The sequence below is a fragment of the Rhodopseudomonas sp. G2_2311 genome (assembly GCF_047501505.1).
GTDB lineage: Bacteria > Pseudomonadota > Alphaproteobacteria > Rhizobiales > Xanthobacteraceae > Rhodopseudomonas > Rhodopseudomonas palustris_H.
Map to the genome: position 1 here is coordinate 135,806 of NZ_JAZDRK010000008.1, position 21,742 is coordinate 157,547.

The window sequence follows — 21,742 nt, forward strand, 5'->3', positions numbered from 1 at the left end:
TGCGCGCAAGTCCGGAATCCATAAGCGGTGTCGCCTCGGCTGCGATGATGCGCGGAACGGGGGGGCTCGGTCCATCATGAACGCGGTGGTATGGATTCCGGGCTCGCGCTGCGCGCGCCCCGGAATGACGAACGAGAGGGGATTCACCCTCGTCATGCGCGGGCTTGACCCGCGCATCCATCTTGCATCAGTCGCGACGTTTCGATCGTCGCATCAATCGCGCGATGGCCGCCGGCCAGCGGCGACGTATACGTTCGTGGGCCATATCTTGACAATATTCCTATAAGGACTATAGTCCGTGTCGTCCTGTCCGTGAGGGGCGCTTCTCGAGGGCGCTTGGAAGCGGGACAGATCGTCGGCCGGGAGACCGGCCGGTGAGGGTTTGGCGAAGCTGCATGGTGCAGCGGCGCCGAGCCTGACGCGGCGTCCTGCGCGAGCGGCCTCGCAAGCCGATCGTCCGGGAGGCAGAAGGTCGCCGTCCGCCGCTACTATGAGCGGCTGCCCCTCGCGTGGCTGGACGGGACGGAACGAGGCGGGAGAAATCCCCGTGCTCCCCGCGCCCGGAAGAACGGTCCCGATGCCAAAAGATCGCCGCTGGTGGGCGCGCCGTAAGGCGATGCGCGATGGATCGCAAGCCATCGCGACAAACCACCAACTTTGCGCCAAGCGGCGCGCCCCCGCCCCTCGCTGTGATAGCGACGGGCGCAAACCTCGGGCTCAGCGGAGCCGCGAGATCGCGACGCCGTGGCTGTTTGACAGGCTGAATCGGAACAACGCAGTTCGAGCCGAAGCTCGCGACAAGCCTCGCGATCACGCACGCGCTCGCCCGACTTTCCACCGTCATCGCCCGGGCCATACAACGAGCCGGGCGACCCAGTATCCCAGAGCGCCCGCTGCATCGCTTAAGGCCCACTACGCGCTCTCTGCCATACTGGGTCCCCCGCCTGCGCGGGGGACGACGGCCGAGGTAGGCGATGGCGCGGAGGCGGTGACGGCGGCTTGCGCAGGCGATCACGCCTGCAAGAAGTCCGCCGCTGTTACTTCGCCGCGACCTTCTGCTTGCGCCAGGCGAGGTGCAGCGCGCAGGTGCAGCCCTGCGGATGCGAGGCCAGCGCGGCGTCGTCGGCCGACAGCGGAGCGTCGGCTTGCGGCGCCAGCGGGGGCATACCGGTTTCGTCGGTGCCGCCCGTGCTGCGCGATGGGATGTAGTTCAGCACCGGTGCCAGCCAGCGTTCGGCGGTGGCGACGTCCCAGCCCTTGCGGGCGGCGTAGTCTTCGACCTGGTCGCGTTCGATCTTGCCGACGCCGAAATAGGCGCTCTGCGGATGGCTGAAATACAGTCCCGACACCGACGAGCCCGGCCACATCGCAAAGCTCTCGGTCAGCGTCACGCCGGCGGAGGCTTCGGCGTCGAGCAGCTCGAACAGCGTCGCCTTCTCGGTGTGGTCGGGCTGCGCCGGATAGCCGGGCGCGGGGCGGATGCCCTGATACTTCTCCAGGATCAGATCGTCCGCCGACAGGGTCTCATCCGGCACATAGCCCCAGAACTCGCGGCGGACGCGGGCGTGCATCCGCTCGGCGAAGGCTTCGGCAAGACGATCGGCCAGCGCCTTGACCATGATCGACGAGTAGTCGTCGCGCTCGGCCTTGAACCTGTCGGCGATCACGTCCTCGCCGATGCCGGCGGTGACCACGAAGCCGCCGATATAGTCGGCGACACCGCTCGCAACCGGCGCGATGAAGTCGCTGAGCGCGGCGTTGGCGCGGCCTTCACGCTTGTCGAGCTGCTGGCGCAGGCTGTGCAGCGTAGCGATCGGCGTGGTGCGCGCTTCATCCGCATAGACCAGGATGTCGTCGCCTTGCGCATTCGCCGGCCAGAACCCGATCGTGGCGTTGGCGGTGAACCAGTTCTCGGTGACGATGCGGTCCAGCATCTTGCGGGCGTCGGCATACAGCGACCGCGCCGCTTCGCCGACCACGCCATCCTCGAGGATCGCGGGGAAACGTCCGGCGAGCTCCCAGGCCTGGAAGAACGGCGTCCAGTCGATGTAGTCGACCAGCTCGGCGAGCGAATAGCTGCTGAAGCTCCGGGTGCCGATGAAGGAGGGCTTCACCGGTTTGGTCGCGGCCCAATCGATCTTGGTGGCATTGGCGCGGGCGGCGGCGAGCGTCAGCCGCTTCTTGTCGGCCTGGGCGCGGTGATGCGCCGCCGAGATCTTGGCGTAGTCGGCGCGAATCTCCGCCGCATAGGCGGCGCCCTTGTCCTTCGACAACAGCGAAGAAGCGACGCCGACCGCACGGCTGGCATCGTTGACGTGCACCACGCTGCCGGCAGGGTAGGCGGGGTCGATCTTCACCGCGGTGTGGACGCGGCTCGTCGTCGCGCCGCCGATCAGCAGCGGAACGTCGAAGCCGCTCCGCTGCAGCTCGCCGGCGAGGAAGCTCATCTCGTCGAGCGAAGGCGTGATCAGCCCGGACAGGCCGATGATATCGGCGTTCTCGGCCTTCGCGGTCTCGATGATCTTGGCGGCCGGCACCATCACGCCGAGGTCGATCACCTCGAAGTTGTTGCACTGGAGCACGATGCCGACGATGTTCTTGCCGATATCGTGGACGTCGCCCTTGACGGTGGCGAGCACGATCTTGCCGGCGGAGGAGCGCTCCCCGGAGTCTTTGCCCGCGGCGAGGTTGGCCGCCTTCTCGGCTTCCATGAACGGCATCAGATAGGCGACCGCCTGCTTCATCACGCGGGCCGACTTCACCACCTGTGGCAGGAACATCTTGCCGTCGCCGAACAGGTCGCCGACCACGTTCATGCCGGCCATCAGCGGACCTTCGATCACGTGCAGCGGCCGCTCGGCCTTGGCGCGCGCTTCCTCGGTATCAAGCTCGATGAACTCGGTGATGCCATGCACCAGCGCGTGGCTGAGCCGCTGCTCGACCGGCCAGGAGCGCCAGGCGAGGTCCTGTTCCTTCTGCTGCTTGCCCTGGCCGCGATATTTGTCGGCGAGCGCCAGCAGGCGTTCGGAGGCGCCGGGATCACGGTTGAGGATGACGTCCTCGCACACCTGGCGCAGCTCGGGATCGATGTCGTCATACACGATCATCTGCCCGGCATTGACGATGCCCATGTCCATGCCGGCCTTGATGGCATGATACAGGAACACCGAGTGCATCGCCTCGCGCACCGGCTCGTTGCCGCGGAACGAGAACGACAGGTTGGAGACGCCGCCCGACACATGCGCGTGCGGCAGGTTCTGACGGATCCAGCGCGTGGCCTCGATGAAGTCGACGCCGTAATTGTTGTGCTCTTCGAGGCCCGTGGCGATCGCGAAGATGTTCGGATCGAAGATAATGTCTTCGGGCGGGAAGCCGACGCGGTTGACCAGGATGTCGTAAGCGCGAGCGCAGATCTCGGTCTTGCGCGCGTAGGTGTCCGCCTGGCCGGTCTCGTCGAACGCCATCACCACCACGGCGGCGCCGTGACGCTTGGCGATGCCCGCCTCGTGAATAAACTTGTCCTCGCCCTCTTTGAGCGAGATCGAGTTCACCACCGGCTTGCCCTGCAGGCACTTCAGCCCGGCCTCGATCACGTTGAACTTCGAGGAGTCGACCATCACCGGCACCTTGGCGATGTCCGGCTCGGCGGCGACGAGGTTGAGGAAGGTGACCATCGCGGCTTCGGAATCCAGAAGCCCTTCGTCCATGTTGACGTCGATGATCTGGGCGCCGTTCTCGACCTGATCGCGCGCCACCTGCAGCGCGGCGGCGTAGTCGCCGGCGGTGATCAATTTCCGGAATTTCGCCGAGCCGGTGACGTTGGTGCGCTCGCCGACGTTGACGAACGGAATGTCCTTGGTCAGTTCGAACGGCTCGAGGCCCGAGAGCCGCAGCCGCGGCTCGATGGTCGGGATCACGCGCGGCTTATGCGGCGCGACCGCTTCGGCGATCGCCTTGATGTGGGCCGGCGTGGTGCCGCAGCAGCCGCCGACGATGTTGACGAGGCCGGCTTCGGCGAACTCGCCGACGAGACCAGCCATGTATTCCGGGCTCTCGTCGTACTGGCCGAATTCGTTGGGCAGGCCGGCGTTGGGATAGGCGCAGACCAGCGTATCGGCGACGCGGCTGATATCGGCGATGTGGGCGCGCAGATCCTTGGCGCCGAGCGCGCAGTTGAAGCCGATGGTGATCGGGCGGGCGTGCCGCACCGAATTCCAGAACGCTTCGGGCATCTGGCCCGACAGCAGGCGGCCGGATTTGTCGGTGATGGTGCCGGAGATCATCACCGGCACGTCGATGCCGCGGGCGTCGGTGATCTCGGCGATCGCGTACAGCGCCGCCTTGGCGTTCAACGTGTCGAAGATGGTTTCCAGCAGCAGGATGTCGGCGCCGCCGTCGAGCAGGCCGTTGATCTGTTCGCTGTAGGCGATGCGCAGATCATCGAACGTCACCGCGCGGTAGCCGGGATTGGCGACGTCGGGCGAGATCGAGGCGGTGCGGTTGGTCGGGCCGATCGCGCCGGCGACGAAGCGCGGCTTGCCGTCTTCGGCTTCGACCTTGGCGGCGGCATTGCGGGCGAGGCGAGCGCCGTCGCGGCTCATCTCGTAAGCGAGGTCCGACATGTCGTAGTCGGCCTGCGCGATCGAGGTCGAGGAGAAGGTGTTGGTCGCGACGATATCGGCACCGGCGCGCAAATACTGCGCATGGATGTCCTCGATTGCCTGCGGCTGGGTCAGGATCAACAGGTCGTTGTTGCCGCGCAGGTCGCGGTGGAAGTCCTTGAACCGCATCCCGCGGAACGCAGCTTCGTCGAGCTGCAGCTGCTGGATCATCGTCCCCATCGCGCCGTCGAGCACGAGGATCCGCTGCGCGGCGAGAGCACGAAGACGATCGGCGATCGGGCTTTTGGAAGTCGACATTTGCAAGTTACTCAGCGCGGCTCCCTCTCCCCGTCGGGGAGAGGGATGGGGTGAGGGGGATCGAACGCATGCGGTCTGATCGTTCGGGCAATCGTTTCGAGCACGCCGTCTGGATTGGACAGCACATCGTTGTTCCAGAACCGAACGACCAAATAGCCCATCGCGGAGAGTACCTCCGTTCGCGACGCATCCTGTTCGGTCTGCTGTTCATGCTGTCCGCCGTCGAGTTCGATGACGAGCCGCGCTTCGGTGCAGCAGAAGTCGACGACAAATCTGTCGATCGGAAATTGCCGCTTGAATTTCCAGCCATCGAGCTGGCGATTGCGGAGACGGCGCCACAGCAGAGCTTCAGCCTGCGTCGGCTGAGCCCGCAGGCGCCTGGCGATCGGTGTACGCGTGGTGCGGATGACCATCGGCGCCCGTGCCCCTCACCCCAACCCTCTCCCCGACGGGGAGAGGGAGCGCGCCCTGCGCGCGGAGAATTTGGTTGCAAATTCACGCGGCTTGCCTTGCCGCCTGCGGCCGGAAGCCCAGCAGATGGCTGATGGCGAACACCAGGTCCGCGCGGTTCATGGTGTAGAAGTGGAAGTTGTTGACGCCGTGCTTGGCGAGCTTGTGCACCTGGCCGGCCGCGACGGTGGCGGCCACCAGCTTGCGGGTGTCGGGATCGTCGTCGAGGCCTTCGAACTGCTTGGCCAGCCAGTCCGGCACGCTGGCGCCGGCGCGGGCCGCGAAGCCGGCGGCCTGCTTGAAGTTCTGCACCGGCAGGATGCCCGGAACGATCGGGATATTGATGCCGCGGGCGCGGACGCGGTCGAGGTAGCGGAAGTACAGGTCGTTATCGAAGAAGAACTGGGTGATGGCGCGCGTCGCGCCGGCATCGACCTTGGCCTTCAGGATGTCGAGGTCGGCATCGAAGCCGGTGCTCTCCGGATGCTTCTCCGGATAGGCCGACACCGTGACGTCGATGTCCGGATAGCGGCGCTTGATCGAGGCGACGAGATCGGCCGAGCTGCGATAGCCCTGCGGATGCGGCGTGTAAGTGCCGCCGAGACCGGTGGTCGGATCGCCGCGGAGCGCCACGATGTGGCGGACGCCGATGTCGTGATACCGCGCCACGACGTCGTCGACGTCGGCACAGGGGGCGTCGACACAGGTCAGATGCGCCGCCGGGGTCAGATCGGTTTCTTTGAGAATACGCGCGATCGTGGCGTGGGTCCGCTCCCGGGTGGAGCCCCCGGCCCCATAGGTGACCGAGACGAAGCTCGGATGCAGCGGCGCCAGCCGGCTGATCGCCTGCCACAAATTGCGCTCCATCTCTTCGGTCTTCGGTGGGAAGAACTCGAAGGAAATCGCCGGAAGCTGCTGCGGCAGGTCGCTCATCTGATGGTCATCCAGTTTGAAAGGGCGGTTCGGGTGTCCACAGGCGCGTGCGGCTGCCCAACGGTCAGGAACCTCCACGAACCGCGTTAAATTAGGCCGAACTGACTTCGGCGGCCAGCCCACTTTGGGCGATATCAGTTTGGGAAGTTGCCCAAAATAGTCCGTTTTGTGCGTTGGACGGAGCTGGGAGGTGTCCGGGGGTGGGCAAGGCGTATCCCGCGCCTGTTTCGAAAATCAACCGATCTGTCAGATGGTTGTGTGCGGTGCAGCGATTCTGGCGGAACCAGATGAGCCAGACCTTCCCAAGCAGACGGTCATTCTGCCCACTCCGAAAGAAACGGGCAGGGGATCGTCGAATTGCCTAGCCCAATACCTTTGCGCCCGCCTCGGTCGCGCACTAGGTTAGGCAAATGCTGCCACTCTCGATCCTCGATCTGTCCGTCGTCACCACTGGCACACCGCCGGCTGCGGCGCTGCGCAACTCGATCGACCTTGCGCGCCATGCGGATGTGCTGGGCTATGTGCGCTACTGGCTCGCCGAGCATCACAATCTTCCTTCAGTCGCGAGTCCGGCGCCGGACATCATGATTGGGCAGATCGCGGCGGTGACCGAACGCATCCATGTCGGCTCCGGTGGCGTGATGCTGCCCAACCACGCGCCGCTGGTGGTGGCGGAGCGCTTCAAGATGCTCGAAGCGCTGTTCCCCGGCCGGATCGATCTCGGCATCGGCCGCGCGCCGGGCACCGATCAGGCGACGATGCACGCGCTGCGGCGTCGGCTCGACGGCCGCGAGGGCGATGATTTTCTGGAGCGGTTGCAGGAGCTGACGCTGTGGGAAACGCGCGGCTTTCCGCCCGGCCATCCCTACAACAACGTTGTCGCGATGCCCGACGATACGCCGCTGCCGCCGATCTGGCTGCTCGGCTCAAGCGACTACAGTTCCGAGCTCGCCGCGCAGGTCGGCATGGGGTTCGCCTTCGCGCATCATTTCGCGTCGCACGATGCCGTCGAGGCGCTGACGCATTATCGCAGCAACTTCCGTCCGACGCGTTGGCGGTCGACGCCGCACGGCATTTTGGCCGTCGCCGCCGTTGTCGCCGACACCGATGAGGAAGCGGAGCGGCTCGCAAGTTCGATGGATCTCAGTCGCCTGCTACGCGATCGCGGCCGCTACGTGCCGCTGCCGAGTGTCGAAGAAGCTCTGTCTTATTCGTACACCGACGCCGACCGCGCCTCGATCGCGCGCAATCGCTCGCGGCTGTTCGTCGGCAGTCCGGCGACGGTGCGGCAGGCGTTGCAGCCGCTGATCTCCGCAAGCCACGCCGACGAGCTGATGGTGATTACCGCGGTGTACGATCACGAAGCGCGCAAGCGCAGCTACAGCCTGCTGGCCGACGCCTTCGAGCTGCAGCGCGCGGCGGCGTAGTTCGAAAAAACAGCTTTCGTCATTGCGAGGAGCGAAGCGACGAAGCAATCCAGAAGCTCAGTGCACCGAGCTGGATTGCTTCGCTTCGCTCGCAATGACGTGGCAGGGCTCTCGCCTAGCGCTCGCTGAACGTGTCGCGGAACGGGTGGCCCGGATAGACGCCGACGATGCGGAATTCGCGGGAGAAGAACTTCAGTTCGTCGAGAGCGAAGGCGAGGTTGCGGTCTTCGGGATGGCCTTCGACGTCGGCGTAAAACTGCGTCGCGAAGAAATTGCCGTCGACCATGTAGCTTTCCAGCTTGGTCATGTTGACGCCGTTGGTGGCGAAGCCGCCGAGCGCCTTGTAGAGCGCGGCCGGCAAGTTGCGCACCCGGAACACAAACGTGGTGACGAGCTTGCCCGAACCCTGCGCCGCCCAGCGCGGCTCGCGTGCCAGCACCACGAAGCGGGTGGTGTTATGCGCTTCGTCTTCGATGTCCTCGGCCAGGATGTCGAGACCATAGATCTTCGCCGCCAGCCGCGACGAGATCGCCGCGCAGGTCTTGTCGCCGCGCTCGGCGATGATCCGTGCAGAGCCGGCGGTGTCGCCGGCGACGATCGGCTTCAGTCCGAACTTGCGGATGATGCGGCGGCATTGGCCGAGCGCATGGACGTGGCTTTCGACCGTCTTGATGTCTTCGAGCTTGGCGCCGGGCACCGCGACGAGCTGATGCCGGATCGGCAGGAACCACTCGCCGACGATGAACAGCTTGGAGGTCGGCAGCAGGTGGTGGATGTCGGCGACTCGGCCGGCGACCGAATTCTCGATCGGGATCATGCCGAGATCGGCTTCACCCGAGGAGATCGCGCTCAGCGCGTCCTCGAAGGTGGCGCAAGGCATCGCCTCGGCGGTGGGATAAGCGTCGCTGATCGCGATGTGGGAATTGGCGCCGGGTTCGCCCTGGAATGCGATTTTCATGGTCTGATCTTAGCGTCCTGTGTCTGGCGCGCGTTCTAGCAGCCGTAGCGGTTTTCGCCAGTGGCGGGGTCAGCCGCCGATCACGCGTCGTGCAGTCTCGAGATCGGCCGGCGTATCGACCCCGCGCGGCACGGTATCCACGATGCCGACGTCGATCCGCATGCCGGCCTCCAGCGCACGGAGCTGTTCGAGCTTTTCGCGCAACTCGAGTGGGGAAGGGGGCAACGCCACGAACCGCTCCAGGGCGGCGCGGCGGTAGCCGTACAGGCCGATGTGGTGGTAGCGCGGCCCGTCGCCCCAGGGAGCGGTGGCGCGAGTAAAGTAGAGCGCCCGCAGCCGGTCCGGCGCGAGCGGCGAGCCGATCACCTTGACCACGTTCGGGTTGGTGGCCTCTTCCTCGGTGTGGATCTCGGCGGCCAGCGTGGCGATGTCGACGGCCGGGTCGGCGAGCGGGCCCAACACGGCGCCGATCTGCTCGGGGCGGATGGTCGGGAAATCGCCCTGCAGGTTGATCACGGTCTCGATCTTGCGCTCCGGATCCAGCGTCTGCAGCGCCTCGAAGATGCGGTCCGATCCGGAAGGATGATCGGACCGGGTCATCACCACCTCGCCGCCATGGGCAGTCACGGCGGCAGCGATCTCCGGCGTATCGGTCGCCACCGCCACCCGGCCGATCTCCGCCGCCTGCGCCCGCCGCAGCACCTGCACCACCATCGGCAGCCCGGCGATGTCGAGCAGCGGTTTGCCTGGCAGCCGCGTCGCGGCCATCCGGGCGGGGATCAGAACCAGAGTGGCAGGAGATGTCATGGGAGGATCGCTTGCAGCGGATGATGCACCGCAGCGAATGCCGGAACTGGTATCAGGCTGCCCGAAGCGACGCGTGTGAGGCGTTTATACGGGTTGCCAGCGCAGGGGCAAACCGATATCTCATCCCGACTAAAGTCGAGTTGAGAATGCCTCCGATGAACAAGTCCGGACGCGGGCTGGTTCGGAAACGCGAGCGAAAATGGATACTTTCGAACTCAACAAAATTGTCGGCGCGATCTTCGGGACCTTGCTGATCCTGTTGCTATCCAACTTCGCCGCGCAGGCGATCTTTTCCCCGACCAAGCCCGAAAAGCAGGGCTACGCCATCGCCGTGAAGGAAGCCGAGCCGGCCCAGGCGAAGGATGCTGCGCCGAAGGCGGACGAGCCGATCGAGAAGCTGCTGCAGACCGCCTCGGTCGACCAGGGCTCCAAGGTCGCCAAGAAGTGCGCTGCCTGCCACACCTTCGAAAAGGACGGCCCGAACCGCGTCGGTCCGAACCTCTACGGCATCGTCGGCGACCATCGCGGCGAAGGCCGCAACGGTTTCAATTTCTCGGCTGCGATGAAGGCCAAGGGCGGCGCCTGGACGTTCGACGAGCTCAACAAGTTCCTCGCCAATCCGAAGGGCTACATCCCCGGCACCGCGATGAGCTTCGCCGGCATTCCGAACGACAAAGAGCGGGCCGACCTGATCGCCTATCTCAACAAGAATTCCGACAAGCCCGAAGCGCTGCCGGCGACGGCAGAGAAGTAACGGTTTTCCAAGATTGGATTGTTGAACGGCCGGGATTTTCCCGGCCGTTTTGTTTTGCGAAACCGGGGCGGATTAAACATCGGTAACCGGGACCTTTCGCCGCAAGTCGGCCGTGCGTGGGGTGTTATCCTCCGCCAAAATCGCCATAATCGGACGAATCCTCGGACAGTCCGGTCTGGGCGAAGACCGCAGCGAACAGGGATTTCAGTATCGTGACGTTGACCCGACGACATCTTTTGCAGGGCGGCTTGTTGGCCGCAGCGACTCCGGTTTTGAGTTTCAGCCCCGGTCCCTTTGGGGCGAGCGCGGCGCGCGCCGAAACCGCCGTCGATGGTGCGGCCTGGCGCCACGGCCTGTCGCTGTTCGGGGATCTCAAATATCCGGCCGGCTTCGCGCAGTTCGATTATGTGAATCCGAAAGCCCCGAAGGGCGGTATCGCGCGGCAGATCGCGCTCGGCACCTTCGACAATTTCAATCTCGCGGTCGCCGGCGTGAAGGGCAACATCGCCGGTCCGGCGGGGTATCTCTACGAAACCCTGATGACGCCGTCGCAGGATGAGGTCGGCACCGAGTACGGTCTGCTCGCCGAGGGCGCCGCGCATCCCGACGATTTTTCCTGGGTGATCTATCGCTTGCGCAAGGAGGCGCGCTGGAACGACGGCAAGCCGGTCACCGCCGACGACGTGGTGTTCTCGTTCGACGCGCTGAAGAAGTACAGCCCCCGTTACGCCTCATATTATCGTCATGTCGTCAAAGCCGAGAAGCTCGGCGAGCGCGACATCCGTTTCACCTTCGATGCGCCGGGCAATCGCGAACTGCCGACCATCGTCGGAGAATTGATGGTGCTGCCGAAGCATTGGTGGGAAGGCACCGACGCGCAGGGACGCAAGCGCGACGTCTCGGCGACGACGCTGGAGCCGCCGCTCGGCTCCGCCCCCTATAAGATCAAGGAATTCGTCGCCGGCCGCTCGGTCGTGCTGGAGCGGGTGAAGGACTATTGGGGCGAGAAGCTGCCGGTGCGGATTGGCCAGAACAATTTCGACGAACTGCGGTTCGAGTACTTCCGCGACAACACGGTGGCGCTGGAAGCCTTCAAAGCCGATCAGGCCGACTGGATCATGGAGAACTCTGCCAAGCAGTGGGCGACTGCCTACGACTTCCCGGCGGTGAATGACAAGCGCGTCGTCAAAGAAGAATTCCCGATCAACGACTCCGGCCGGATGCAGGCCTTCGTGCTGAACACGCGCCGCGACATGTTCAAGGATCCGCGTGTGCGGCGTGCCTTCAACTACGCGTTCGACTTCGAGGAAATGAACAAGCAGCTGTTCTACGGACAGTACAAGCGGATCGCGAGCTTCTTCGAAGGCACCGAGCTCGCCTCCAGCGGGCTGCCTGAAGGGCAGGAACTGGCGTTCCTCGAAACCGTGCGCGACAAGGTGCCGGCCGAGCTGTTCACGCAGCCCTACACCAATCCAGTCGGCGGCAATCCGGAGGCGGTGCGCGCGAACTTGCGCGAGGCCATCAAGCTGGTGAAAGAAGCCGGCTTCGACATCAAGGATCGCAAGCTGGTCGATCCGTCCGGCAAGCCGGTTGCGGTCGAGATCCTGGTGCAGGACCCATCGTCGGAGCGGATCGCGTTGTTCTACAAGCCGTCGCTGGAGCGGCTGGGCGTTGCCGTCTCGATCCGCGTGGTCGACGACGCGCAGTACCAGAATCGGATTCGCGCGTTCGATTTCGACATCATCACCGATCTGTGGGGCCAGTCGCTGTCGCCCGGTAACGAGCAGCGCGACTATTGGGGATCGCAGGCGGCCAATGAGCAGGGCTCGCACAACACCATTGGCATCAAGAATCCCGCCATCGATGAGCTGATCGAGAAGGTGATCTACGCCAAGGATCGGGCCACGCTGGTTGCCGCCACGCGGGCGCTCGACCGTGTGCTGCTGTGGAACTTCTACGTCGTGCCGCAATTCACCTACGGTTTCATGCGCTACGCGCGCTGGGATCGGTTCGGGCACGCGCCGCTGCCGAAATACGCCCGCTCCGGTCTGCCGGCGCTGTGGTGGTACGATGCCGACAAGGCTGCCAACCTCGGCAAGCGCTCTTGAGGATTGCTTCGCGTATGGCGCAGCTCAATCGTCGCAACGTGCTCGCTCTCGGCGTCGGCGCGCTCGCCGCCGCGCAGCTGAGGGGCACCGCCGTCGCGGCCGACGGTGAAACGGTGTCCCACGGCATCTCGGCGTTCGGTGACTTGAAGTATCCGGCCGATTTCGTGCAGTTCGACTACGTCGATGCGAAGGCTCCCAAGGGCGGGCTGTTCTCGACCATTCCGTCGGTCCGCGCCTTCAATCAGTCGTTCCAGACCTTCAATTCGCTCAACGCCTTCATCCTCAAGGGCGACGGCGCGCAGGGGATGGGGCTGACCTTTGCGACGCTGATGGCGCGCGCGGGTGACGAGCCGGATGCGATGTACGGTTTTGCCGCGTCCAAAGTGGCGATCTCCGCCGACGGGCTGACCTATCGTTTCACGATGCGGCCCGAGGCGCGGTTTCACGACGGCAGCAAGCTGACCGCGCGTGACGCCGCGTTCTCGCTCAACATTCTGAAGACCAAAGGCCATCCGCTGATCACGCAGCAACTGCGCGACTTCATTGAGGCGAAGGCCGACGGCGACGCGACCTTGATCGTCACTTTCAAGCCGAAGCGCGCGCGGGACGTGCCGCTCTTCGTCGCTGCGCTGCCGCTATTTTCGGAAGCTTACTACGCCAAGCAGCCGTTCGATGAATCGACCATGGAAGTGCCGCTCGGCAGTGGGCCCTACAAGGTCGGCCGGATGGAATCGGGCCGCTATATCGAATTCGATCGGGTCAAGGACTGGTGGGGCGCCAAGCTGCCGGTGAATGTCGGGTCGTACAATTTCGACACGGTGCGGTTCGAATTCTATCGCGATCGCGACGTCGCCTTCGAAGGCTTCACCGGGCGCAGCTACCTGTTTCGCGAGGAGTTCACCTCGCGGATCTGGAACACCCGCTACGATTTTCCCGCGATCCACGACGGCCGCGTCAAGCGCGAGATGCTGCCGGACGACACGCCGTCGGGCGCGCAGGGCTGGTTCATCAACACCCGCCGCGACAAGTTCAAGGATCCGCGCGTCCGCGAGGCGCTCGGCTGCGCGTTCGATTTCGAATGGACCAACAAGACCATCATGTACGGCACCTATGCGCGCACGGTGTCGCCATTCCAGAATTCCGACATGATGGCGGTAGGCGCGCCGTCGTCCGAAGAGCTTGCGCTACTCGAGCCGTTTCGCGGCAAGGTGCCGGACGAGGTGTTCGGTGCGCCGTTCGTGCCGCCGGCCTCCGACGGCTCCGGGCAGGACCGCGCGCTGCTGCGGCACGGCGCGCAGCTCCTCAACGACGCGGGTTTCCCGATCAAGAACGGCAAACGCCTGACGCCGTCCGGTGAACCTTTCCGTGTCGAATTCCTGCTCGAGGAGCCGGCATTCCAGCCTCACCACATGCCGTTCATCAAGAACCTCGGCACGCTCGGCATCGAAGCGACCTTGCGGCTGGTCGATCCGGTGCAGCAGCGGGCCCGTCGCGATGATTTCGATTTCGATCTCGCGATCGAGCGCTACAGCTTCTCGACCGTGCCGGGCGACGCGCTGCGCAATTTCTTCTCGTCGCAGGCGGCCGCCACCAAGGGGTCGAACAACCTCGCCGGCATTTCCGATCCGGTGATCGACGCGATGATCGATCAGGTGATCGCCGCCGACACCCGCATCAAGCTGGTGGTCGCGGCGCGGGCGCTCGACCGTCTGATCCGCGCCGGGCGCTATTGGGTGTCGCAATGGTATTCGGCCTCGCACCGGCTCGCCTATTGGGACGTGTTCGGCCATCCGCCGAATCTGCCGAAATACGCCGGCGTCGGCGTGCCGGAACTGTGGTGGGCGAAGGATACGGCGGCCGCGGCCGACCGGGGGAAGAAATAGCATGGCCGCCTATATCGCTCGCCGCGTCCTGCTGATGTTTCCGACGCTGCTCGGCATTCTGTTCGTCTCTTTTGTCGTCGTGCAGTTCGCGCCGGGCGGTCCGGTTGAACGAGTGATCGCGCAGATTTCCGGGGCCGACACCGGCGCCTCGTCGCGCATCTCGGGCTCGTCCGGTGGTGACTTCGGTGCACGGCCGCAGGTCGCCGGTTCGACGGATGCGGTGAACTCGAAATATCGCGGCGCCCAGGGGCTCGATCCGGAATTCGTCAAGAGTCTCGAAAAGCAGTTCGGCTTCGACAAGCCGGCGCCCGAGCGCTTCGCGATCATGCTGTGGAATTTCGCGCGGTTCGATTTCGGTAAGAGCTACTTCCGCGATGTCAGCGTGCTGCAGCTGATCAAGGAGAAGCTGCCGGTCTCGATGTCGCTCGGGATCTGGATGACGCTTCTAACCTATCTGATCTCGATCCCGCTCGGCATTCGCAAGGCGGTGCAGGACGGCTCGAAATTCGACACCTGGACTTCTGCGGTGATCATTGTCGGCTTCGCGATTCCGGGCTTCCTGTTCGCGATCCTGTTGATCATCCTGTTCGCTGGCGGCTCATTCTTCAGTTGGTTTCCGCTGCGCGGGCTGACCTCCGACGGGTGGAGCCAGTTTCCCTGGTACTGGAAGATCCTCGACTATTTCTGGCACCTGACGCTGCCGCTGATCTCGATGGCACTCGGTGCGTTCGCCACCATGACGCTGCTGACCAAAAACTCGTTCCTGGACGAGATCCGTAAGCAATATGTCATGACTGCACGCGCCAAGGGCTGCAGCGAGACCCAGGTGCTGTACGGACACGTGTTCCGCAATGCCATGCTGATCGTGATCGCCGGCTTTCCCAGCGCCTTCATCCACGCGTTCTTCTCAGGCTCGCTGTTGATCGAGACCATTTTCTCGCTCGACGGGCTCGGCCTGCTCGGCTTCGAAAGCGTACTCAACCGCGACTATCCGGTGGTGTTCGGCACGCTCTTCATCTTTTCCCTGGTCGGCCTGGTGGTGAACCTGATTTCCGATCTCACCTATATGTGGATCGATCCCCGGATCGACTTCGAGGCGCGGGACGTCTGATGACGCTGATCGCACGCGAGCCGATCGAAACCACCACGCAGGCGCCGCTCGGCGAGGCGGTGCCGCCAACGCGCCACCGGCTGTCGCTGTCGCCGCTGAACAAGCGGCGCTGGCAGAACTTCAAAGCCAACCGGCGCGGCTACTGGTCGTTCTGGATCTTTCTGGTGCTGTTCGGCATCTCGCTGTTCGCCGAATTCATCGCCAACGACCGGCCGCTGCTGATCAAGCTCGACGGTCATTATTATTTCCCGGCGGTCGTGACCTATTCCGAGACCACCTTCGGCGGCGACTTCGAAACGGCGGCGGATTATCGCGATCCGTTTCTGCAGAAGCTGATCGCCGACAAGGGCGGCACGGTGATCTGGGCGCCGATCCGCTATTCCTACGGCACCCACAATCTCGACCTGCCGACGCCGGCGCCGTCGAAACCGACCTGGCTCCTGACCGGGCAGGAATGCGCTGCGGTGGTCGCCAAGAAGGGCGTCAAGAGCTGCCGCGATCTCGAATACAATTGGCTCGGCACTGACGATCAGGGCCGTGACGTGGTCGCACGGCTGATCTACGGATTCCGGATCTCGATCCTGTTCGGCCTCAGCCTGACGATCATCTCGTCGATCATCGGCGTCGCGGCCGGCGGCATCCAGGGCTATTTCGGCGGCTGGGTCGATCTGACCTTTCAGCGGCTGATCGAAGTCTGGACCGCAATCCCGTCGCTGTATCTGCTGCTGATCCTGTCGTCGGTGCTGGTGCCGGGTTTCTTCGTGCTGCTCGGCATCCTGCTGCTGTTCAGCTGGGTGTCGCTGGTCGGTTTGGTGCGAGCCGAGTTTCTGCGCGGCCGAAACTTCGAGTACATCACCGCGGCCCGGGCGCTCGGCGTCTCCAACGCCAAGATCATGGTCCGTCACCTGCTGCCGAATGCGATGGTGGCGACCATGACGTTCCTGCCGTTCATCGTGTCGTCCTCGGTGATGACCTTGACGGCGCTGGACTTCCTCGGCTTTGGCCTGCCGCCTGGCTCGCCGTCGCTGGGCGAGTTGCTGGCGCAGGGCAAGGCCAACGTTCAGGCTCCATGGCTCGGCTTCACCGGGTTCTTCGCCGTCGCCATCATGCTGTCGCTGCTGATCTTCATCGGCGAAGCCGTCCGCGATGCTTTCGACCCGCGCAAGACGTTCAGGTGAAGGTGTGGTAGGGTCGGCTAGGAGCAAAGGCCATGAACAAGATCGTGTTCGAGCATTATCCGGCCGCGAATCTTCCCGAGGAAATGCGGGTCAAAGTGGGGCCGTCGTCAACGGTGACAGTCGTTCTGACGGTCGAAGATGCACCGCCTGAGAAAGTCATGTCGCTAGAGGAGATTTTTGCGCTCCGTCGTCCTCCCTTCCGTACCAAGGAAGAGATCGATGCCGATCTTCGTCGCGACCGAGACGAGTGGGATGACTGAAACATCCTCACGCCGCATCTATCTCGATGCAAATGTCTTCATTTACGGCGCGGAGGCGCGTACCGAACTTGCCGAGCCCATACAGAACTTGTTTCGCGCCTTCAGTGTCCGACGTGGGATCGCCGTGACAAGCGAATTAACCCTGGCGGAAGTGCTTCCGAAGGCTGCCGACTTTCAAAGGCGTTACTATCTAAATTTGATCGTCTGGAGCGGAATTATTGATCTGTATCCTGTCAGCCGGGACGTTCTGGTCGAGACGGCTACTTATCGTCGAGCGGCTGGAATGCCGAAGTTGGCAGATGCGGTTCACGTCGTCACAGCCATTAAAGCCAATTGCGCCCGTGTGCTCTCGGCCGATGGCCGTATCAAGTTGCCGGAGGGAATGTCATTGATCGACGCTACCCCGCAGAATGTGGCGCGACTCCTCAATGAGCTCTCCTGATGGACGCGATCAACCAGCCTCTGCTTGATGTCAGCGACCTGTCTGTCGCCTTTCATCAGCCCAGCGGGACGTCGACGGCCGTCGATCATGTGTCGTTCCGGATCAAGCGTGGCGAATGCGTTGCGCTGGTCGGCGAGTCCGGCTCGGGCAAGTCGGTCAGTGCGCTGTCGATTTTGAAGCTGCTGCCGTATCCGAGCGCGTCGCATCCGTCCGGCCAGATCCGGTTCAAGGGACGCGAACTGCTCGGGATGTCCGAGCGCGAGATCCGCGGCATTCGCGGCAATGAGATCTCGATCGTGTTTCAGGAGCCGATGACCTCGCTCAATCCGCTGCACACGATCGAGGCGCAGATCGGCGAGATCCTGCAATTGCACGGCGGCGTGCGCGGCGCCCAGGCGCGGGCGCGGGTCATCGAGTTGCTGACGCAGGTTGGTATTCCCGAGCCGGAGACACGTCTCGCCAGCTATCCGCATCAACTGTCCGGTGGGCAGCGGCAGCGCGTGATGATCGCGATGGCGCTCGCCAACGAGCCGGATTTGTTGATCGCCGATGAGCCGACCACGGCGCTCGACGTCACCGTTCAGGCGCAGATCCTGGCGCTGCTCGCTGACATCCGCGCGCGGCTCGGGATGAGCATGCTGTTCATCACCCACGATCTCGGCATCGTTCGTCGCATCGCCGACACGGTGTGCGTGATGCACACCGGCAAGATCGTCGAGCAGGGGCCGGTCGAACAGGTGTTCACCAATCCGCAGCATCCCTACACCAAGGCGCTGCTGGCGGCCGAGCCGAAGCCAGACCCAGCGCCGCCGTGTCCTGATGCGCCGGTGGTAATCTCCATCGACGACCTCAAAGTCTGGTTTCCGATCCGTCGCGGCCTGATGCGCAAGACGGTCGGGCACATCAAGGCGGTCGATGGCGTGACGCTGGCGATCCGTAAAGGCGAGACGCTCGGCGTGGTCGGCGAGTCCGGCTCGGGCAAGACGACGCTCGGATTGGCGCTGCTGCGGCTGATCTCGTCCGACGGGCCGATCGTGTTTCTGGGCAACGATATCCAGGGCTTGAAGTTCAAGCAGATGCGGCCGTTCCGCCGCGATATGCAGATCGTGTTTCAGGACCCGTTCGGCGCGCTCAGCCCGCGTATGTCGGTCGGCGATATCATCGCCGAGGGGCTTAGCGTGCATCAGCCGCAACTCGGCGAGGCCGAGCGTGAAGCGCGGGTGATCAAGGCGCTGAAGGAGGTCGGTCTCGATCCGGCGACGCGCTTCCGCTATCCGCACGAGTTTTCCGGCGGCCAGCGCCAGCGGATTTCGATCGCGCGTGCGGTGGTGCTGGAGCCGAACTTCGTTGTGCTGGACGAGCCGACCAGCGCGCTCGACATGCTGTTTCAGGCGCAGATGGTCGATCTGCTACGCGAACTGCAGCGCAGGCGCGATCTGACCTATATGTTTATTTCGCACGATCTGCGCGTCGTGGCTTCCCTTGCCAGTCATCTGATCGTCATGAAACAAGGCAAAGTGGTCGAGGAAGGCCCGGCGGCCGAGCTGTTCAAGTCTCCGAAGACCGACTATACGCGGGCGCTGTTTGCCGCCGCGTTCCGGCTCGAGACCGCGCCCGGCGGCGCTGCGGCCCAATAGGTGTTTGATGAGCGAGAGCGACCAAACTGATCAGCTCGCGGACCACGCGGCGGATGTCACCGTGTCGGCGCCTGAGCTGATCGGGCAGGGGTTCATGTCCTATCAGCGTTTCGAGGTGTCGATCCGGCGCGACGGCGAGCCGCCGCTGTTGCAGCGGCGGGACGTGCTGCGCGCCAGCCGCGTCGCGGCCGTGGTCCCGATCGATTTGGCGCGGGATTCGGTTGTCCTGATCCGGCAGTTTCGCCTTCCGGCGCATCTTGCCACTGGGCGCGGCGACATGGTCGAGATCGTCGCCGGCCGGGTCGATCCGCACGAGACCGATGGGGATGCGGCACGGCGCGAATGCATCGAGGAGATCGGCGTCGCGCCGACGCAGCTTGCCGAGCTTTATCGCGTCCTGCCGACCCCGGGCCTCACCGATGAGCAGGTCATCTTCTTTGTCGGCCACGTCGATTCCAGCGCGGTGCTGCAACGCGCCGGATTGGCCGAAGAAGACGAGGACACCGAGCCGTTCGTCGTAACCATCGATGAGGCGCTGGCGGCGCTCAGCCGCGGCGCGTTCAACAATGCGCTGCTGGTCACCGCCTTGCAGTGGCTGGCGCTCAATCGCGCGCGGCTGCGCGAGTGTTTCAGCCAAGCCGCTTGATCGCAGTTAGCGTACTGCCGGAGGCTGCAATCCGCGCGATCGCCTGCTGCGTCGGTTCGATCGCCGTCGCCATGTGATAAGCGTTGGCGTGCACGATGCTGACGGCGTCGCGCGCGATCGCGACGTGGCCTTTCCAGAACAACAGATCCCCGCGCTTCAGCGCCACCTGCAGGTCGAGCGACACAGCCGTGCCGAGCGCGCCTTCCTGCATGTCGCTGTCGCGCAGCGCTGCGATCCCGCAGGCCGCCAGCGCGGTTTGCACCAGACCCGAACAGTCGATGCCGAGACTGCTCCGCCCGCCCCACAGATACGGCGTGCCGACAAAGCGCTCGGCAACCGCGACGAAATCGGCTTCGAAATCAGCGAGTGGCGCGACATGCCGGCGCGGCACGTGCCAGCCTTCCTGCGTCACCGCGAAACTCGCATCCTCACGCACGATCGCCAGCCGCGCGCCGAGCGGCAGCGTCTCCGCCGGCGGCAGTTTGATCGAAGGGCCGTGGAACGCGAAGGTGCGGAGCGCGGTCACCTTGTGGGTCGGCTCCGCGGTGGGCCTGTACAATGCGAGGTCCGGAAGCCAGCCGACATAGCCGTCGGTCATCAACTGGCCCCAGGCCCAGCCTTCTTCGGTCCGGTCATAGACGGTGACGCGCTCGCCTTTTAGTGCCTCGGTTTCCAGCATTGCGCCGGAAAACGGCTCGCGCCGCACCGGAGCCGCGCCGTAGCTGACTTCGAACACTTCGCCTTCGACGAACCGCGCCGCGGTGACTTGGCCTTCGAGATGTTTGGCGGCGAGGTCGGGCCGCGCCGGCGTCAGCCTGCGATCAGCCATAGCGCTCGCTCAACAGCGCGAAGATCGCGCGCGCGGCCTGGCATTCGCCGCCTTCGGGACGACCAGGCTTGGCCTTCGGCGTCCAGCCGTAGATGTCGACGTGCAGCCAGCTCTTGGCGGCTTCGACGAAACGCTGCAGGAACAGCGCGCAGGTGATCGAGCCGGCAAAGCCGCCGGACGGCGCGTTGTTGATGTTTGCGACCTTGGAGTCGAGCCACGAGTCGTACGGCCCCCATAGCGGCATCCGCCACAGCGGATCGTTCTCTGCGCTCGCGTGGCGCGCGACGTCGAGCGCCAGCGCTTCATCGTTGGTGTAGTAGGGCGGCAGATCGGGGCCGAGTGCGACTCGGGCTGCGCCGGTCAGCGTGCCGAGATCGATCAGCAGGTCCGGCGCGTCCTCGTCCGAATAGGCCAGCGCATCGGCCAGCACCAGCCGGCCTTCGGCATCGGTGTTGCCGATCTCGACGGTCGGCCCCTTGCGAGACGGGAAGATATCGAGCGGCCGCATCGCGTTGCCGGCAACGGAGTTCTCGACCGCAGGGATCAGCACGCGCAACCGCAGCTTCAACCCGGCGTCCATGATCATCGAAGCCAGCGCCAGGACGTTGGCGGCGCCGCCCATGTCCTTCTTCATGATCAGCATCGCGCTCGATGGCTTCAGATCGAGGCCGCCGGTGTCGAAGCACACGCCCTTGCCGACCAGCGTGACCTTCGGGTGGGACGGATCGCCCCAGGTCAGATCGATCAGCCGCGGTGCGCGGGTCGAGGCCATGCCGACCGCGCGGATCAACGGGAAGTTCTGGGTGGCGAGCTCGTCACCGACGATGACGCTGATGCTCGCGCCGAACCGCGTCGCCAGTGCATCCGCAGCGTCGGCGAGTTCGGCCGGGCCCATGTCGTTCGACGGGGTGTTGATCAGATCGCGCGCCAACGCCGCTGCTTCTGCGGCGCGGCTGATCGCGGCGGCATCGACGCCGTCCGGCGGAACCAGACGCACGGCCGTCGGCTCGGCCTTGCGATAGCGGCCAAACTTATAGGCGCCGAGCGCGAAGGCGAGCGCGGCAAGCCGCACATCGTGAGGCGCGTTAGCGAAACGATACACGCCGGCGGGCAGCAGCCCGGGCAGGGCGCCGGGGCGGAACGGGTCGTGGCTTTTCGCGCCCGGCTCGTCGAGGCCGAACAGCACATGTCCAATCTCGCCGTCGGCCGTCGGCAGCGCCAGGTACTGACCCGGCTTGCCGCTATAGCCGCTCGCCGTTGCAAAGCGCTGAGCTGCTTCGGACAGATCAGCCCGCACCGCATCCCAGCTGGATTTGGTGACGAACAGAATTGGCGTTGCGGACGGAGTGGGCTCGGTTTGGAAAATCGGATGCATGCGTTGCGGCTCTTTCGAATCTGGA

Annotated in this window: 17 protein-coding genes; 10 read left to right on the top strand and 7 right to left on the bottom strand. The window is 64.5% G+C overall.

Features of this window, described 5'->3' with window-relative positions:
- Positions 1-1,037: 1,037 nt before the first annotated feature.
- The 3 genes from metH to metF all read right to left on the bottom strand — a co-directional run bounded on the left by metH (position 1,038) and on the right by metF (position 6,302).
- Entirely contained in the window at positions 1,038-4,919 is a 3,882-nt protein-coding gene (gene metH / locus VRZ08_RS13430; RefSeq protein WP_414532841.1) for a methionine synthase, read from the bottom strand.
- An 11-nt stretch (positions 4,920-4,930) separates the two neighbouring features.
- Positions 4,931-5,332 carry an endonuclease domain-containing protein gene (locus VRZ08_RS13435; protein ID WP_414532842.1) on the bottom strand — a complete coding sequence of 134 codons (402 nt, stop codon included), beginning with the start codon at positions 5,330-5,332 and terminating at the stop codon, positions 4,931-4,933.
- Positions 5,333-5,414: 82 nt separating this feature from the next.
- Positions 5,415-6,302, bottom strand: a complete 888-nt coding sequence (gene metF, locus VRZ08_RS13440) for a methylenetetrahydrofolate reductase [NAD(P)H] (protein ID WP_414532843.1) — start codon at positions 6,300-6,302, stop codon at positions 5,415-5,417.
- Between the two features lie 410 nt (positions 6,303-6,712).
- Between metF and VRZ08_RS13445 the strand changes: the two genes are divergently transcribed.
- On the top strand, positions 6,713-7,729 hold the full coding sequence (locus VRZ08_RS13445) for an LLM class flavin-dependent oxidoreductase (protein WP_107345452.1): 1,017 nt from the start codon (positions 6,713-6,715) through the stop codon (positions 7,727-7,729).
- A gap of 115 nt (positions 7,730-7,844) precedes the next feature.
- On the opposite strand, the gene VRZ08_RS13450 is transcribed toward VRZ08_RS13445, so the two are convergent.
- Together VRZ08_RS13450 and VRZ08_RS13455 are read right to left on the bottom strand one after the other, a co-directional pair.
- A complete protein-coding gene (locus tag VRZ08_RS13450; protein WP_107345451.1) occupies positions 7,845-8,687 on the bottom strand; it encodes a prephenate dehydratase in 843 nt (280 codons plus the stop codon).
- Positions 8,688-8,756: 69 nt separating this feature from the next.
- Complete coding sequence (locus tag VRZ08_RS13455; protein ID WP_414532844.1) at positions 8,757-9,494, bottom strand: 3-deoxy-manno-octulosonate cytidylyltransferase; 738 nt, start codon at positions 9,492-9,494, stop codon at positions 8,757-8,759.
- Positions 9,495-9,693: 199 nt separating this feature from the next.
- Between VRZ08_RS13455 and VRZ08_RS13460 the strand changes: the two genes are divergently transcribed.
- The 9 genes from VRZ08_RS13460 to VRZ08_RS13500 all read left to right on the top strand — a co-directional run bounded on the left by VRZ08_RS13460 (position 9,694) and on the right by VRZ08_RS13500 (position 19,513).
- Entirely contained in the window at positions 9,694-10,248 is a 555-nt protein-coding gene (locus VRZ08_RS13460; RefSeq protein ID WP_107356467.1) for a c-type cytochrome, read from the top strand.
- Positions 10,249-10,460: 212 nt separating this feature from the next.
- On the top strand, positions 10,461-12,356 hold the full coding sequence (locus VRZ08_RS13465) for an extracellular solute-binding protein (RefSeq protein WP_414532845.1): 1,896 nt from the start codon (positions 10,461-10,463) through the stop codon (positions 12,354-12,356).
- Positions 12,357-12,370: 14 nt separating this feature from the next.
- Entirely contained in the window at positions 12,371-14,239 is a 1,869-nt protein-coding gene (locus tag VRZ08_RS13470) for an extracellular solute-binding protein (RefSeq protein ID WP_414532846.1), read from the top strand.
- A gap of 1 nt (position 14,240) precedes the next feature.
- Positions 14,241-15,350: a microcin C ABC transporter permease YejB gene (locus VRZ08_RS13475; RefSeq protein WP_414532847.1), complete on the top strand. Its 1,110-nt coding sequence runs from the start codon at positions 14,241-14,243 to the stop codon at positions 15,348-15,350.
- Positions 15,350-16,528 (top strand): ABC transporter permease, encoded by a 1,179-nt coding sequence (locus VRZ08_RS13480; protein WP_414532848.1) that lies wholly within the window; start codon positions 15,350-15,352, stop codon positions 16,526-16,528. Before VRZ08_RS13475 ends, VRZ08_RS13480 begins: the two co-directional genes overlap by 1 nt.
- A gap of 32 nt (positions 16,529-16,560) precedes the next feature.
- The gene (locus tag VRZ08_RS13485; protein WP_263989236.1) at positions 16,561-16,788 is read left to right on the top strand and encodes a hypothetical protein; all 228 of its coding nucleotides are present in this window, start codon (positions 16,561-16,563) and stop codon (positions 16,786-16,788) included.
- Positions 16,748-17,230, top strand: coding sequence for a type II toxin-antitoxin system VapC family toxin (locus VRZ08_RS13490; RefSeq protein ID WP_414532849.1), 483 nt, complete (start codon positions 16,748-16,750; stop codon positions 17,228-17,230). The genes VRZ08_RS13485 and VRZ08_RS13490 overlap by 41 nt, the downstream gene beginning before the upstream one ends.
- Positions 17,230-18,867: an ABC transporter ATP-binding protein gene (locus VRZ08_RS13495; RefSeq protein ID WP_414532850.1), complete on the top strand. Its 1,638-nt coding sequence runs from the start codon at positions 17,230-17,232 to the stop codon at positions 18,865-18,867. The genes VRZ08_RS13490 and VRZ08_RS13495 overlap by 1 nt, the downstream gene beginning before the upstream one ends.
- 7 nt (positions 18,868-18,874) lie before the next feature.
- Positions 18,875-19,513 (top strand): NUDIX domain-containing protein, encoded by a 639-nt coding sequence (locus VRZ08_RS13500; protein WP_414532851.1) that lies wholly within the window; start codon positions 18,875-18,877, stop codon positions 19,511-19,513.
- Here the strand turns inward: VRZ08_RS13500 and VRZ08_RS13505 are convergent.
- Positions 19,497-20,342, bottom strand: a complete 846-nt coding sequence (locus VRZ08_RS13505) for a C40 family peptidase (RefSeq protein WP_414532852.1) — start codon at positions 20,340-20,342, stop codon at positions 19,497-19,499. The two genes, VRZ08_RS13500 and VRZ08_RS13505, sit on opposite strands and share 17 nt — an antisense overlap.
- A complete protein-coding gene (locus VRZ08_RS13510) occupies positions 20,335-21,717 on the bottom strand; it encodes a leucyl aminopeptidase family protein (protein WP_414532853.1) in 1,383 nt (460 codons plus the stop codon). The genes VRZ08_RS13505 and VRZ08_RS13510 overlap by 8 nt, the downstream gene beginning before the upstream one ends.
- Between the last annotated feature and the right edge of the window lie 25 nt (positions 21,718-21,742).

Bases quoted from the DNA above. Each gene is read 5' to 3' on its own strand.
- VRZ08_RS13475 (WP_414532847.1), top strand. From the start codon at position 14,241: ATGGCCGCCTATATCGCTCGCCGCGTCCTGCTGATGTTTCCGACGCTG.
- metF (WP_414532843.1), bottom strand. From the start codon at position 6,302: ATGAGCGACCTGCCGCAGCAGCTTCCGGCGATTTCCTTCGAGTTCTTC.
- VRZ08_RS13495 (WP_414532850.1), top strand. From the start codon at position 17,230: ATGGACGCGATCAACCAGCCTCTGCTTGATGTCAGCGACCTGTCTGTC.
- VRZ08_RS13485 (WP_263989236.1), top strand. From the start codon at position 16,561: ATGAACAAGATCGTGTTCGAGCATTATCCGGCCGCGAATCTTCCCGAG.
- VRZ08_RS13500 (WP_414532851.1), top strand. From the start codon at position 18,875: ATGAGCGAGAGCGACCAAACTGATCAGCTCGCGGACCACGCGGCGGAT.
- VRZ08_RS13505 (WP_414532852.1), bottom strand. From the start codon at position 20,342: ATGGCTGATCGCAGGCTGACGCCGGCGCGGCCCGACCTCGCCGCCAAA.
- VRZ08_RS13480 (WP_414532848.1), top strand. From the start codon at position 15,350: ATGACGCTGATCGCACGCGAGCCGATCGAAACCACCACGCAGGCGCCG.
- VRZ08_RS13445 (WP_107345452.1), top strand. From the start codon at position 6,713: ATGCTGCCACTCTCGATCCTCGATCTGTCCGTCGTCACCACTGGCACA.
- VRZ08_RS13490 (WP_414532849.1), top strand. From the start codon at position 16,748: ATGCCGATCTTCGTCGCGACCGAGACGAGTGGGATGACTGAAACATCC.
- VRZ08_RS13460 (WP_107356467.1), top strand. From the start codon at position 9,694: ATGGATACTTTCGAACTCAACAAAATTGTCGGCGCGATCTTCGGGACC.
- metH (WP_414532841.1), bottom strand. From the start codon at position 4,919: ATGTCGACTTCCAAAAGCCCGATCGCCGATCGTCTTCGTGCTCTCGCC.
- VRZ08_RS13455 (WP_414532844.1), bottom strand. From the start codon at position 9,494: ATGACATCTCCTGCCACTCTGGTTCTGATCCCCGCCCGGATGGCCGCG.
- VRZ08_RS13470 (WP_414532846.1), top strand. From the start codon at position 12,371: ATGGCGCAGCTCAATCGTCGCAACGTGCTCGCTCTCGGCGTCGGCGCG.
- VRZ08_RS13435 (WP_414532842.1), bottom strand. From the start codon at position 5,332: ATGGTCATCCGCACCACGCGTACACCGATCGCCAGGCGCCTGCGGGCT.
- VRZ08_RS13510 (WP_414532853.1), bottom strand. From the start codon at position 21,717: ATGCATCCGATTTTCCAAACCGAGCCCACTCCGTCCGCAACGCCAATT.
- VRZ08_RS13450 (WP_107345451.1), bottom strand. From the start codon at position 8,687: ATGAAAATCGCATTCCAGGGCGAACCCGGCGCCAATTCCCACATCGCG.